The sequence below is a fragment of the Pseudoalteromonas sp. T1lg23B genome (assembly GCF_002964665.1).
GTDB lineage: Bacteria > Pseudomonadota > Gammaproteobacteria > Enterobacterales > Alteromonadaceae > Pseudoalteromonas.
Map to the genome: position 1 here is coordinate 113,516 of NZ_PQBZ01000007.1, position 12,981 is coordinate 126,496.

The 12,981-nt window shown below is 42.3% G+C and carries 17 protein-coding genes; 5 read left to right on the top strand and 12 right to left on the bottom strand.

The window, feature by feature from the left end; translation table 11 throughout:
- Nucleotide 1: 1 nt before the first annotated feature.
- Genes C2M32_RS03320 through folB form a run of 3 tightly spaced genes read right to left on the bottom strand, consistent with a single transcriptional unit; the run spans nt 2 to nt 1,646 of the window.
- Nucleotides 2–805 (bottom strand): undecaprenyl-diphosphate phosphatase, encoded by an 804-nt coding sequence (locus C2M32_RS03320; protein WP_105167095.1) that lies wholly within the window; start codon nt 803–805, stop codon nt 2–4.
- Nucleotides 802–1,290, bottom strand: coding sequence for a 2-amino-4-hydroxy-6-hydroxymethyldihydropteridine diphosphokinase (gene folK / locus C2M32_RS03325; RefSeq protein ID WP_105167096.1), 489 nt, complete (start codon nt 1,288–1,290; stop codon nt 802–804). Before folK ends, C2M32_RS03320 begins: the two co-directional genes overlap by 4 nt.
- A gap of 2 nt (nt 1,291–1,292) precedes the next feature.
- Nucleotides 1,293–1,646 (bottom strand): dihydroneopterin aldolase, encoded by a 354-nt coding sequence (folB, locus tag C2M32_RS03330; protein ID WP_105167097.1) that lies wholly within the window; start codon nt 1,644–1,646, stop codon nt 1,293–1,295.
- 114 nt (nt 1,647–1,760) lie between these two features.
- Here folB and plsY point away from each other — a divergent pair, with 114 nt between their 5' ends.
- A complete protein-coding gene (gene plsY, locus C2M32_RS03335) occupies nt 1,761–2,348 on the top strand; it encodes a glycerol-3-phosphate 1-O-acyltransferase PlsY (RefSeq protein WP_158678087.1) in 588 nt (195 codons plus the stop codon).
- Here plsY and tsaD read toward each other — a convergent pair.
- The 3 genes from tsaD to C2M32_RS03350 all read right to left on the bottom strand — a co-directional run bounded on the left by tsaD (nt 2,345) and on the right by C2M32_RS03350 (nt 4,352).
- On the bottom strand, nt 2,345–3,358 hold the full coding sequence (gene tsaD, locus C2M32_RS03340) for a tRNA (adenosine(37)-N6)-threonylcarbamoyltransferase complex transferase subunit TsaD (protein ID WP_105167098.1): 1,014 nt from the start codon (nt 3,356–3,358) through the stop codon (nt 2,345–2,347). The genes plsY and tsaD overlap by 4 nt on opposite strands.
- 87 nt (nt 3,359–3,445) lie before the next feature.
- Nucleotides 3,446–4,036: a YjaG family protein gene (locus tag C2M32_RS03345; protein ID WP_105167099.1), complete on the bottom strand. Its 591-nt coding sequence runs from the start codon at nt 4,034–4,036 to the stop codon at nt 3,446–3,448.
- Nucleotides 4,020–4,352 (bottom strand): putative signal transducing protein, encoded by a 333-nt coding sequence (locus tag C2M32_RS03350; protein ID WP_105167100.1) that lies wholly within the window; start codon nt 4,350–4,352, stop codon nt 4,020–4,022. Before C2M32_RS03350 ends, C2M32_RS03345 begins: the two co-directional genes overlap by 17 nt.
- 36 nt (nt 4,353–4,388) lie before the next feature.
- Between C2M32_RS03350 and C2M32_RS03355 the strand changes: the two genes are divergently transcribed.
- The 3 genes from C2M32_RS03355 to C2M32_RS03365 all read left to right on the top strand — a co-directional run bounded on the left by C2M32_RS03355 (nt 4,389) and on the right by C2M32_RS03365 (nt 7,386).
- On the top strand, nt 4,389–4,784 hold the full coding sequence (locus tag C2M32_RS03355; RefSeq protein ID WP_105167101.1) for a DUF2721 domain-containing protein: 396 nt from the start codon (nt 4,389–4,391) through the stop codon (nt 4,782–4,784).
- A gap of 63 nt (nt 4,785–4,847) precedes the next feature.
- Nucleotides 4,848–6,374 (top strand): DUF3369 domain-containing protein, encoded by a 1,527-nt coding sequence (locus tag C2M32_RS03360; protein ID WP_105167102.1) that lies wholly within the window; start codon nt 4,848–4,850, stop codon nt 6,372–6,374.
- Nucleotides 6,375–6,486: 112 nt separating this feature from the next.
- Complete coding sequence (locus tag C2M32_RS03365) at nt 6,487–7,386, top strand: LysR family transcriptional regulator (RefSeq protein ID WP_105167103.1); 900 nt, start codon at nt 6,487–6,489, stop codon at nt 7,384–7,386.
- Between the two features lie 55 nt (nt 7,387–7,441).
- Here the strand turns inward: C2M32_RS03365 and ubiA are convergent, their stop codons facing one another.
- Complete coding sequence (ubiA, locus tag C2M32_RS03370) at nt 7,442–8,311, bottom strand: 4-hydroxybenzoate octaprenyltransferase (RefSeq protein WP_105167104.1); 870 nt, start codon at nt 8,309–8,311, stop codon at nt 7,442–7,444.
- A complete protein-coding gene (locus C2M32_RS03375; RefSeq protein WP_158678089.1) occupies nt 8,289–8,840 on the bottom strand; it encodes a chorismate--pyruvate lyase family protein in 552 nt (183 codons plus the stop codon). Before C2M32_RS03375 ends, ubiA begins: the two co-directional genes overlap by 23 nt.
- Nucleotides 8,841–9,012: 172 nt before the next feature.
- On the opposite strand from C2M32_RS03375, the gene C2M32_RS03380 reads away from it, so the two are divergent.
- Nucleotides 9,013–9,411, top strand: coding sequence for a flagellar basal body-associated protein FliL (locus tag C2M32_RS03380; protein WP_105167106.1), 399 nt, complete (start codon nt 9,013–9,015; stop codon nt 9,409–9,411).
- Here C2M32_RS03380 and glpG read toward each other — a convergent pair.
- The 4 genes from glpG to C2M32_RS03400 all read right to left on the bottom strand — a co-directional run bounded on the left by glpG (nt 9,405) and on the right by C2M32_RS03400 (nt 12,867).
- Entirely contained in the window at nt 9,405–10,223 is an 819-nt protein-coding gene (glpG, locus tag C2M32_RS03385) for a rhomboid family intramembrane serine protease GlpG (protein ID WP_105167107.1), read from the bottom strand. The genes C2M32_RS03380 and glpG overlap by 7 nt on opposite strands.
- Nucleotides 10,220–10,537 carry a thiosulfate sulfurtransferase GlpE gene (gene glpE / locus C2M32_RS03390; RefSeq protein ID WP_105167108.1) on the bottom strand — a complete coding sequence of 106 codons (318 nt, stop codon included), beginning with the start codon at nt 10,535–10,537 and terminating at the stop codon, nt 10,220–10,222. Before glpE ends, glpG begins: the two co-directional genes overlap by 4 nt.
- A gap of 65 nt (nt 10,538–10,602) precedes the next feature.
- On the bottom strand, nt 10,603–11,628 hold the full coding sequence (tdh, locus tag C2M32_RS03395; RefSeq protein WP_105167109.1) for an L-threonine 3-dehydrogenase: 1,026 nt from the start codon (nt 11,626–11,628) through the stop codon (nt 10,603–10,605).
- Between the two features lie 42 nt (nt 11,629–11,670).
- Complete coding sequence (locus C2M32_RS03400; RefSeq protein WP_105167110.1) at nt 11,671–12,867, bottom strand: glycine C-acetyltransferase; 1,197 nt, start codon at nt 12,865–12,867, stop codon at nt 11,671–11,673.
- Nucleotides 12,868–12,981: the final 114 nt, after the last annotated feature.

The window sequence follows — 12,981 nt, forward strand, 5'->3', positions numbered from 1 at the left end:
GTTACCAAAGTAAAAATGCAAACAATGCACCACCGAGCAACAACCTGTAGATCACAAAAGGCATCATGCCCATTCTTTCAATGACCTTTAAGAAAAAGTGAATACACGCGTATGCGGTGATAAATGACAATATCGACCCCAACACGATGGCATTCCAGCTAATAATTTCCTCACTGCTTGAAAGCTTATAGACGTAATACGACCCAGCCGCAGCAATCACGGGAATAGACATTAAAAACGAAAAGCGCGCAGCGCTTTGCTTATTTAATCCAAGCAATAGACCCACCGTCATAGTGATCCCCGAGCGTGAAGTACCAGGAAATATCATCGCAACTACTTGAGATAAACCAATCAGCAATGCACTTAACCAGTTAAGCTGATAAATGTTTTTTAACTGTTTTGCACTTTTATCGGCATACCAAAGTAATAAACCAAACACAACGGTGGTGGTGGCAATGATCCAAGCATTACGCGAATAAACTTCAACAAAATCTTTTACTAAATAACCAATAATCAACGATGGAATAGTAGCAATCAGTATCCACCAGCCTAACTGACTGTCATCGCTTCTGCCTTGTGCACCAAAAGAAGCAAACCATGCGCCCAGAATATCTGTCACTTCTTTACGAAAATAAATCACCACCGCCAATAAAGTCCCCACATGCACTGCAACATCAAAAGCAGTGCCTTGGTCGGCCCAACCCAATATTTGCGACGGTAAAATAAGATGAGCAGAGCTCGATATCGGTAAAAACTCCGTTAATCCCTGAACTAACGCCAAAACTATAATTTCAATAATACTCACGGCAACGAAAACTCCACTTTCCACAATTTTTGATTCGGGTTGTCATAGGCTTGCCAAATATCGGCAATACTTTTTTTATGTACAGGATGAATGTGATCTGGAGCAATCTCATAGAGGGGTAATAACACAAACGCATTTTTGGTTATTTCATCTCTAGGTAGTTGAGCAGGTTGCTCACAGATCACGTCATTATAAAATAGTAAATCAAGGTCTAAGGTTCGCGGACTAAACTTTTTGTCCTGACGAGTTCGACCATTATCCAGTTCAATTTGTTTTAGCAACACACACACCTGTGCTAACGACAGATCTGTTGATGCACTCAATACAGAGTTGTAAAAATTACTGCCATTAAAGCCAACGGCTACACTCTCATATACGCTAGAATGCGTATAGTTCGGGAAATGTTTAATCAATGCCCTTAAACCAGCTTTTAAGTTATGCTCACGATTTACGTTTGAACCAAGACTGATATAAATCTGCGCCATAACTAACTTTTCACTCTGGTGATTTCAACACCAACCGTCTGGGCAGCAGCGACCGCTGCAGGCTTACTGACCTTTATGGTGACTTGCTGAACATTAAATTCAGCCAAGATCAGTGCCGCCAACTGCTCCAACAGTGTTTCAAGTAATTCCACAGGTTGCGCGGTCGTATGGGCAATAACGCGCTCACTCACTTTGGCGTAATCCACCGCAAAGTTTATATCATCACTTTGGGCGGCGGCCGAAATGTCGGTCAACATCTCAATATCAAAGTACAAGCTTTGTTTACTTTCCTTCTCAAAGTCGTAAACTCCTATTATAGTTTCGACGTGTAGTTGTGAGATATAGACCTTATCCATTGATACTCCACTGATTGCATAACTGGGTTCTGTGACTACTTATTAAGTTATCCACAGTCGGCATAGAAACGCCGATCATAGCCGAAAACGTCACAAGACAAAATAAGGAAAAACGTGTTAGTTAGTTTAATCTGTCTCTGTGCCTATTTAATTGGCTCTATCTCATCAGCCGTATTGGTGTGTCGTGTGTTCGGCTTGCCCGATCCGCGCTTTGCGGGTTCACACAACCCAGGTGCGACAAATGTACTACGCTTGGGAGGAAAACTACCCGCGGTACTCGTGTTGGTGTTCGATATTCTTAAGGGCACAATCCCTGTGTGGGGCGCCTATTTCTTACAGATTGAACCAATTTGGCTTGGTGCTGTTGCTGTCGCAGCATGTTTAGGTCACATTTATCCGGTATTTTTTCATTTCAATGGCGGTAAGGCTGTCGCCACTGCCTTTGGTGCGCTACTACCGATAGGCTTATCGCTTGGCGGGTTACTTATCAGTACTTGGCTATTAGTTTTGTGGATCACTCGCTACTCATCGTTGGCGGCCATCACTGCAGTGACTCTGGCGCCACTGTATACATGGTGGATCAAACCTATCTACACACTTCCAGTGAGCTTTTTAACCGTTGTGATCATCCTTCGACATAGGGCAAATATTAAAAGGCTCCTGCAAGGTAAGGAGCCAAAGGTCGGGCGTAAAAAGAGCTAAAGCGGCTTTAAACTATCCAAAGGCCAACGCGGTTGGGTTTTCATATCCAGTGGTGCATATTGCTTGGCTTTTAAACGCTGCATACCAGCAAAGGCAATCATCGCCCCATTGTCAGTACAAAACTCCGTACGCGGATAATACACTTTACCCTGCATACCTTGCATCACACGTTCAAGCTTATGTCTTAATTCTGTATTGGCACTCACTCCGCCAGCGATAACAAGCCGTTTTATATTCGTCTCTTTCAGCGCTCTTTTACATTTGATAGCCAAGGTATCTATCACCGCTGTTTGAAAAGCATGGGCAATATCCGCCTTCGTTTGCTCATCATCACCCGCTGAACGAATGGTGTTAGCCGCTGCCGTTTTCAAGCCACTAAAACTAAAATCAAGCCCCGGTCTGTCGGTCATAGGCCTTGGAAATACAAAGCGTTTTGCAACACCTTGCTGGGCCATTTTAGCCAGCAAAGGGCCACCTGGATAATCTAAGCCAAGCAATTTAGCAGTCTTATCAAATGCTTCACCGGCGGCATCATCCACTGACTCCCCTAACACTTCATATTCGCCAATACCTTCAACCTTCACCATCATGGTGTGGCCGCCCGATACCAATAGTGCAATAAAGGGAAATTCCGGACGATCATCTTCTAGCATCGGCGCGAGTAAGTGACCTTCCATGTGATGTACGGCAACAGCTGGAATATTCCAACCAAAGGCCAATGAGCGACCAATTGACGTGCCTACTAACAACGCTCCAACCAAGCCGGGGCCAGCCGTATAAGCAACACCGTCAAGAGACTCAGGGCCACAACCAGCTTGCTCAAACGCGGCTTCGATCAAGGGAATGGTTTTACGAACATGATCACGAGACGCAAGTTCAGGCACCACACCACCGTAATCCGCATGAACTTTAACCTGACTATATAGTTGGTGTGCAAGTAGGCCTTGCTCATCATCATAAATCGCAATACCGGTTTCATCACACGATGATTCTATGCCTAAAATTCGCACCCAGACTCTCCCAAGACTTGATTTTAAAAGGCAGGTATTTTACCTGTTGGTACTTTCGTTGGGCAAGTAAATCCCCTGAATTAGCACTTAAATCGCCAAACCTATGTTAGTTTGGCCATCTGCTAGTGCGTGTTGTTTCAATGCTTTTACATTGTCTGAGCTAATACGTCCCATATTTTCTACAAAGTCTATCAACTCAGATAAGATTTCGATCTCATATTGCATCACAGGGTGATCGCGAACCAACTTGTTATCCGGTTCAATGTCTTCGTTAAGCAACAAAAACTCAACATAGCGGGCTACCGTCGCCTGAGATATCTTCGCAATACTAATAAATTCCTGCTCATCTTTAGCCATCAAACCATGCATCAAACCCAATAATGCGGTAGCCGCATCAATTGCGGGGTAAGTACCAAACATATCGAATTCAGCGAGCTCAGGTACGTTCGGCTCAACTTTTTCAATTTGCTTTTCAAGGCTGATCTTACTTTTTGGTAACAGTAGCTTTTCCCAACATACATTCAGCGCACTTCTTAAGGCTGATTCATCACCAAACCCTGTTGCTTCACTGAACAATCCATAATTGGGTAGCATTCTTTCGATGATGGCCGCTGCCAACACAGCCTGTTGTAAATAGTTAAGCTCTCTGATGCGCTGGAAATTATTCGCTTTGGTCATTTTGTTTTCCACATTGCCAGCAATATTGAAATGCTGGTCCGTTCAATTCTGTACAATGGTTGCAACGCCAGTCTGAGGTCAGTTGCTTTTGCGCGTAGTCTAACAATATTTTTTGTGCTGCGCGTACTTTTATCTCATAAACCATTAAACTCAACTTTGCCTGATCAGCGGGTATTTCACCGATGCCTCCGAGTAAAGGTTCGCCATCCAGTCGAGAAGCAATTCTAGCTTGGCTAAGTAAACCTTTTACTATGTGTGCTTCAAGCAGATTATCTGTTGTAAATACACATCGCCATTTAAAGCTATTATCTGTCATAATTATTACTCAATCTTGATTATTGAAGAGGCTCAAATGACGCTAACCACTCCTGGACTTTTATTTCCTGCTATTTCACTTCTTTTACTGGCATACACAAATCGATTTTTGGTCTTAGCACAACTCATCAGGGAACTTAACGCCCGAGAAGGAGACAGTATCCGGCCTTTAGTTCGAGCACAAATTGATAACTTAAGAAAACGTATCAAGTTAATTCGCTTCATGCAGGTATGGGGCGTGATTGCATTTTTACTGTGTACGCTGTCAATGTTTGCACTTTTTATCGACGTTGCACTTACTGGCGTCATACTGTTTGGTGCCAGTTTATGCTGCCTCATCGTGTCACTAATTATCTCTTTGTATGAAATACATATTTCTTGTGATGCCATAGAAATAGAATTGCAAAATATCGAGAAAAAGCCAACTTCTTGATTAAGCAGATGCTGACTTTAATGACTATACTGACTCAGTAAACAGTCATTTAAGGGTCAGCGAGTGAGCAGTTTTCTTTTCTCTGATGAGTCTATTGAAGAACCAACATCCCCAAATTTAAAGTCTGAATACTGGGACATCCTTATCGTTGATGATGAGGAAGATATCCATCAGGTTACCAAGCTGGTCTTGTCTGGCTTTGAATTTGAAAAAAAATCACTGCGATTCCATCATGCGTATTCTGCAAAAGAAGCCAAAGAAATACTCGAAAAAGAACAGCTCATTTCAGTGGGTTTGGTAGATGTAGTGATGGAAACCAATCACGCTGGGCTTGACCTTATTAAATACATACGTAACGACTTAGCCAATCATGATGTGAGACTTATTCTGCGTACAGGCCAACCAGGGGAAGCCCCAGAAGAGTCTGTGATTCGAGACTATGATATTAATGACTATAAAAATAAAACTGAATTAACGGCGGTTAAACTAAAAACCTTACTTTATTCAGCATTACGGGCTCACCGAGATATCCAGATTATTGAAAAGCACAAACGTGGATTAGAGCAAATAATCAATGCTTCATCCTCATTTTTGAAATGCAACAGTGTTAGAGAGTTTGCATCTACCATTTTGGCACATGTCTCCAATGTTATGGGCCTCAATGACAATGATATTTATTGTGCAGCGGCCATTAACAATCGCAAAGAATCTGGTGCGCACTTCAAGCTATTGGCCGCATCAGGAGAAGGCGTTGAACCGAGCTCATCGGTCATTCCTGATCATGTTAAAGAGTTATTCATCGAATCTCACAACCTCAAGGCATCCCGCTCTACCGACACCGAATATGTAGGTTATTTTCCTTCCGCAGGTGGAGGAGAAACAATGTTGTATGTCGGCAAAGACTCACAAATGAAAAGTACTGATCGACAGCTGTTAGAGTTTTTTGCCAACAACATTGCACTAGCCTATGACAATATTAAATTGAGAGAAACAGTAAAAGACTCGCAAAAAGAGCTGTCCTATATTCTTGGGGAAGCTGTTGAACGTCGCTCTAAAGAAACGGGTTCCCATGTTAAAAGAGTTGCCCATTACAGTATGTTACTGGCACAGCTTTATGGCTTATCTGATTATCGCGCCGAGATCATTAAGCTTGCTTCTCCGCTCCATGATATTGGTAAAATCAGCATACCCGATGATATTTTAAATAAGCCGGACAAACTGAACGACGCTGAATGGGAAATTATGAAGACGCATGCGCAAACCGGTTACGAAATTTTACAACATTCTTCTAACGAAATTTTACAATGTGGCGCTACAATAGCGCATCAGCATCATGAAAAATGGGATGGTTCTGGTTACCCCAGAGGTCTCAAAGGTGAACAAATCGATATCGTAGGTCGTATCACTGCTTTGGCTGATGTGTTTGATGCATTAGGTAGCGATCGATGTTACAAACCTTCATGGCCTTTAGAAAAAGTGCTAGCGCTGATACAATCTGAGAAAGGGAAGCAATTTGAACCAAAGCTTGTTGAGCTGTTTATAGACAACTTAGATCAGTTTATTGCAATTAGAGATAGCTACCCCGATTGACTTTTGTAAGCAGAATGTAAAATTTTCACTTTCAATCTTCCATTACTTGTATTAGTATTAGGAAAATACACAATACCGTTGTGTCACTTGTAGAAATTAAAAGGAATTTCGAATGAGATTTGAACAACTAGAACAGTTTGTCGCCTTAGGTAACTTGCGTCACTTCAGACAAGCTGCTGAACAAACAAAGATTAGTACTTCAGCTTTGACTAGAAGCATTCAAACGCTGGAAGACGAGATTGGATGCGAACTTGTTAAACGCTCAACACGCTCTGTAAGGCTTACTGAACAGGGTGAGATGTTTTTAAGTTACTGCAAAACAACGCTGTCTGAATTAGAGATGACCAAAAAAACTATCAAACAAAGCTTGTTTGGTAGAGACCAGCAAAAGCTGGTTATTGGTTACACCAGCGACGCCAGCTCTATTGTACCTATGTCATGTGGTCAGTTCCTTGCTGATTACCCAAACATTAAAATTGAGATGCAATTACAAGACGAGCATGAGTTAACACGTAAATTACAGCTTGGGGAAATTGATATTAGCGTTTACTTGCAAAGCGCTAGCAATGTTGTCAGTGATATATATCTTCCTGACCAACTGATTCTGTTTGTTGCCAAACATCACCCGCTTGCTAGCAAAGATTCGCTACGTAAAGAAGAATTGTACGACTACCCTATGTTTGGCTGTTTCTCACAGTCAAAACAAGTACAAACAATGCTTAATGAAGCTGTTGATGGGTTGAACAAAAGTAGCAGTATGAAAATTGGTAACATTGATCAAGTCATGGACGGCCTGAAGCAATCAAATCACTTCGCTATAGCCAGCATTGAACATGCTAATACTATCGCACAAGACCCAAGTTTAGTGATTCTGAAAACCAATAAGGATATTAATCACGAACAGTTAGTGGTGCAAACTAACCATCACGTTAACAGAGATGGTCACATCAAACATTTACTTGGTTTGATAGAAAACTCAGCTAAAGCCAAAGCTTGCGCCTCAAATATATAAATATTTTCATATAATAAAAAAGGATGCTCTAAGCATCCTTTTTTTTATTACAATTTTATATATAGCTCAGCGCAATACCGATAAAGATAGCCAAACCTACGCGATTATTGCGCAAAAATGAGTTGAAGCATTGGTCTCTATCTCGGCTGTGTATAGCCACCTGCAATTGCATCAGTAGTGAGACCGCCACAAGCAGCGAGGCAAAGTAGTACCAAGCTAACTCAAGCTGTACACCCACGCAACTCAACAGCACTATAAACACAATATTCAGTATAGCTATCCAATGTCTATCGTAACGGCCAAATAAAATAGCTGTCGATTTAACGCCAATTTTTAAGTCATCATCCCTGTCCACCATTGCGTACATAGTGTCATAAGCCACAGTCCACAAAACATTGGCTAGAAACAACCACCACGCATACAAGGGCACGGTATTGTTACTGGCCATAAACGCCATTGGAATTGAAAAGCTATAAGCCATTCCCAAAACAACTTGCGGTAAATGCGTGTAACGTTTCATAAAAGGGTAACAAGCCGCTAACATCAATGCAGCGACAGACAATAATATAGTTTGCCAGTTAAGCGTGAGTACCAGCGCAAATGCACACAATATAAGGACGATAAATAAACTTATTGCTTCACCCGGTTGGACTTCTCCTACCGCCAATGGACGTGTTGAAGTCCTTTTTACAGCACCATCCACCTTTCGATCTGCAAAATCATTTATCACACATCCTGCACTGCGCATGATAAACACCCCGCAACTGAATACCAGCAACAAATGAATTGGCGGCACACCTGAATTCGCTATCCACAGGGCCCAATATGTCGGCCATAGCAGCAATAGCGTACCGATAGGTCTATCCGTTCTCATTAAACGTAAATAACTTGGGAAATGCTGTCTACTTAGCAAGTTGAGTTGCATAATTCACCTTAGGTAAAAATACTTCACACACCATGATCTTAGCTGCCTGATTGGTAAACACGCGTCGCCTCGCATACATATTATGTAGAGGTAATTGCAAGTCATTCAACAATGCGTCATAACCGCAATGATTGTTAACTTGAGCAACTTCTAACTCAGAACGCTGCCATGACTCATCTTGAAACAGCACCTCACCCAAAGGTTTAGAGCCAAGTTGGCGGACGCCTAAATCAGAAGCTTGTGTGCTAATCCAACTTTGTGCGTAAACCCGAGCTACATCGTCACAAACAAGCAACACCTCTCGACACTGTATCTGTCTGCACTGCTCGCCTAGTAGGCCTTTATGCAACGAATTGCTTGCCAACCATTGCTCACGCAACACGTCGACTCTAAATTGGTCACTTTGGCTTTTTAATAAAGCGGTTAATGAGCCTTCGTTTAAGATCACCGAGGCATCTGGACTCGTTAGATCCGAGCATTCGCTTGCGCAATGCCATTCAAAATCAATGGAAAATGGGGTTATCAACAAAACAATATCTGCAATTTAAAAAACTCGCGTATATCATAGCACTCCCCCGCCTTTGGAAAAAGTTCGCTGATATTTTAATAGGATATCACTTCTAATATGTAAATTAATTGCATTTACGTATACACTTAGCCAAGCAAACTATGCCGTTGAACCAATGGGAATTCTAATTGTTATGAATAAGCCTTACTATCTACTTGTCGCAATTCTTATGCTCACTGTGAGCAGCTTTGGAGCACGAGCGAATTCCAATGTAGGCTACTTTGGTTTTGAACCTGATATCATTACCAATTACATTGGCCAATCAAACAAAAAGCTTGGCTATGTGCGCGTAACAGTAGATTTGATGCTGGATGATGTCAGCAATATCGGTGTCGTAGAACACCACACTCCCCTGCTTAGAGATGCAATAGTGCAGATCCTAAGCAAGGAGCCTGAAGAAACAATTAAGTCGCTCACAGGCAGAGAAGAAATTCGTCGACGTTGCACAGATAGGCTAAAGAATTTGCTAAAAGAAGAAACGGGTGAAGAAATAATCCGTGATGTGCTATTCACCAAGTACTTATATCATTGAGCGATTTTTTGTCTGGGTTGTACAAACGCGATGAACATACCGCTGAGTAAGCCAAACAAATGAGCCCAATTTGCCATGCTGATAAAAAATAGCTCGGTAAAGCCAAAAATCATCCACAATAGCATAAATCCGACTATTGGTTTGCCAACAATGGGCTCTTGCGTTGAGTGTTTCACACCGTAAATCCACGCATAACCAAGCAACGCATAAACCACCCCGCTTAGCCCACCAAAGCGACTATCAACCATCAAAAACTGCGCCCAATTACTGACTAAACTGCTAACAATAAACAGAATGAATAGACTAGTAGCGCCCGTGCGCTGAACTATTTGGTGACCTAGATGCAACCACCAACTGAGATTAAAAACTAAATGCAAAGCACCAAAATGTAACAGCACAGGTGTAACCCAACTCAACGGAGCATCGGGTTTAAACTGTAAACGGGTAAAAATGGCGTTAGCATCAAATAAATAAAAGCTACCGAAGACAAGTAAGCACAGCACAAATATTAGCTTTAAAAACCAGTGCAAAGCGGTAAAACGTTGTCTCAAATTTAGCTCACTGCCACCATAGAGCAACCTTGAGTTGGTATCTCCATTGTGCCAAGAAGCATCTGAATATTTGCTATGATGAGGGTTACTGACAAAGTCTTGCCAAAGGATATTCGCTTGTGCCTGATATGCCTCTTGGACCCACACTTCAACATTGGTACCATCATTGGAGCGCAAACTCACTGGTATGCCCTGTGTTTTAAAATAATCAGCAGCGCCTTGAACCGCTCGTGGATTATTATAGGTCCCGAGTAAAATCATTTATGTATAAAATCCGGTAACTCTGAAGCCCACTGTGTAAAGCCACCATCCATGCTATAAACATCTTCAAAGCCTTGCTCAATCAAATAGTTCGCAGCACCTTGGGAGCTAATCCCATGATAACAAACCACAATAATCGGCTGATCAAACTCTTTTTCCTGCATAAAATGCGCAATATTTGCATTAGATAAATGCTCAGCACCAGGAATGTGCCCCTGAGCGAAGCTATTTTCATCACGAATATCCGCAATTACAACGTCATCACGCTCTAATAATTGTTTAGTCTGTGCGACAGAAATATGTTTCATTGACATAATATTTACTACTCAAAAAATGCGAAAAGGCGACCAATGTCGCCTTTGATAGGTAAAATTGGCTACTAATCCCAGTTTAAGATCACTTTGCCTGATTGACCAGAGATCATGGTATCAAAACCAATCTGGAAATCATCAATATGGAATTGATGGGTAATAATTGGCTCAAGGTTTAACCCTGATTGAATTAAGCTTGCCATCTTATACCAAGTCTCAAACATTTCTCGACCATAAATTCCTTTGATCACGAGCCCTTTGAAAATAACCTGATTCCAATCAACCGCCATATCCGAAGGGGGAATACCTAGCATGGCAATCTTGCCACCATGGTTCATGTTGTTGAGCATACCGTTGAAGGCAACGGGTACACCTGACATTTCAAGCCCGATGTCGAACCCTTCAGTCATGCCTAGCTCTTTCATAACATCTTCAAGCTTTTCGTTTGCCACGTTAACGGCGCGCGTTGCACCCATTTTACGAGCTAAATCAAGACGATACTCATTAACATCAGTGATCACCACATGACGTGCACCCACATGTTTTGCAACTGCGGCAGCCATGATACCTATCGGACCAGCCCCTGTGATTAATACATCTTCACCGACTAAATCAAACGACAAAGCCGTATGTACAGCATTACCAAATGGGTCAAAAATTGAAGCGAGCTCATCAGAAATGTTGTCAGGGATCTTAAAAGCATTGAACGCAGGGATCACCAAGTATTCTGCAAATGAGCCTTCACGGTTAACACCAACACCTGTGGTGTTACGACATAAATGCACACGACCAGCACGACAGTTTCGACAGTGTCCACATGTAATATGCCCTTCACCGGAGACCCTATCACCAATATTGAAGCCACGTACTTCTTGGCCCATATCAACCACTTCACCCACATATTCATGGCCAACAACCATAGGGGTAGGAATGGTCTTTTGCGCCCACTCATCCCATTTGTAGATGTGTACGTCGGTACCACAAATTGCGGTTTTGCGGATTTTAATCAACAGATCGTTATGCCCTACTTCCGGTTTAGGCGCATCCGTCATCCAAATCCCTGGTTCGGCTTTTAACTTAGATAAAGCTTTCATAATCGTTACTCAAAACAAGGAAGCTATCGCTTCGCTTTAAAATTAAATAATACCCAACTCTTTACCAATGCGAGTGAAGGCAGCAATCGCTTTATCAAGCTGCTCTTGGGTATGTGCAGCTGAGATTTGAGTACGAATTCTCGCTTGCCCTTTTGGTACAACAGGGAATGAGAAGCCCGTCACATAAATTCCCTCAGCCAATAGTTTGTCTGCCATTTGCGCAGCAATCTTAGCATCGCCCAACATCACAGGAATGATCGCGTGATCTTTACCCGCACAGGTGAAACCAGCCGCTTCCATGTGTTCACGGAAGTAAGCAGCATTACGCCACAAGCTATCGCGCAACTCTTTGCCTTCTTTTAGCATATCTAATACAGCGATTGAGGCTGTCACAATAGAAGGTGCCAAGGAATTTGAGAACAAGTATGGACGTGAACGTTGACGCAACCACTCTACAACTTCTTTTTTACCTGAAGTATAGCCACCTGATGCTCCACCAAGTGCTTTTCCTAGGGTGCCAGTAATAATGTCAACGCGATCCATCACACCACAATACTCAGGTGTGCCACGCCCATTTTCACCGACAAAACCAACCGCATGAGAGTCATCAACCATAACTAATGCATCATACTTATCGGCCAAATCACATACCGCTTTTAAATTACAGATCACACCATCCATTGAAAATACGCCATCTGTGGCAATTAGTTTTGTTTTAGCACCCGCTTCGGTTGCTGCAATTAACTGTTGCTCCAGATCAGCCATATCGTTATTAGCATAGCGGAAACGTTTCGCTTTACATAGGCGAACCCCATCAATGATAGAGGCATGATTTAGCGCATCAGAAATAATCGCATCATCAGGGCCAAGAATAGTTTCAAACAAGCCTGCGTTCGCATCAAAACATGACGAGTACAAAATGGTGTCTTCTGTTTGTAGAAACTCGCTGATTTTAGCTTCCAATGTTTTATGGATGTCTTGCGTACCACAAATAAAACGAACCGATGCGACACCAAAACCGTGCGCATCTAAGCCTTGCTTAGCAGCAGCAATCAAACTAGGGTGATTTGCCAATCCTAAATAGTTGTTTGCGCAGAAGTTAATTACAGATTCGCCGCTTTCAACCGCGATTTGAGCTTGTTGAGAAGAAGTGATTACGCGTTCATTTTTATACAAACCTTCAGCTTTTACTTCTTCAATCTGTTGCTGTAGCTGGCTATAAAAGGCCGATGCTCTCATTTGGAGTCTCCATTATTTGCACGGGTCCCAATGTACACGCCACTTTACCATCACCGTGAGAGTGTCAAAGCGCATACTGGGTCAATCAAACTGGGTTGCTATTGTAAAAGGTTC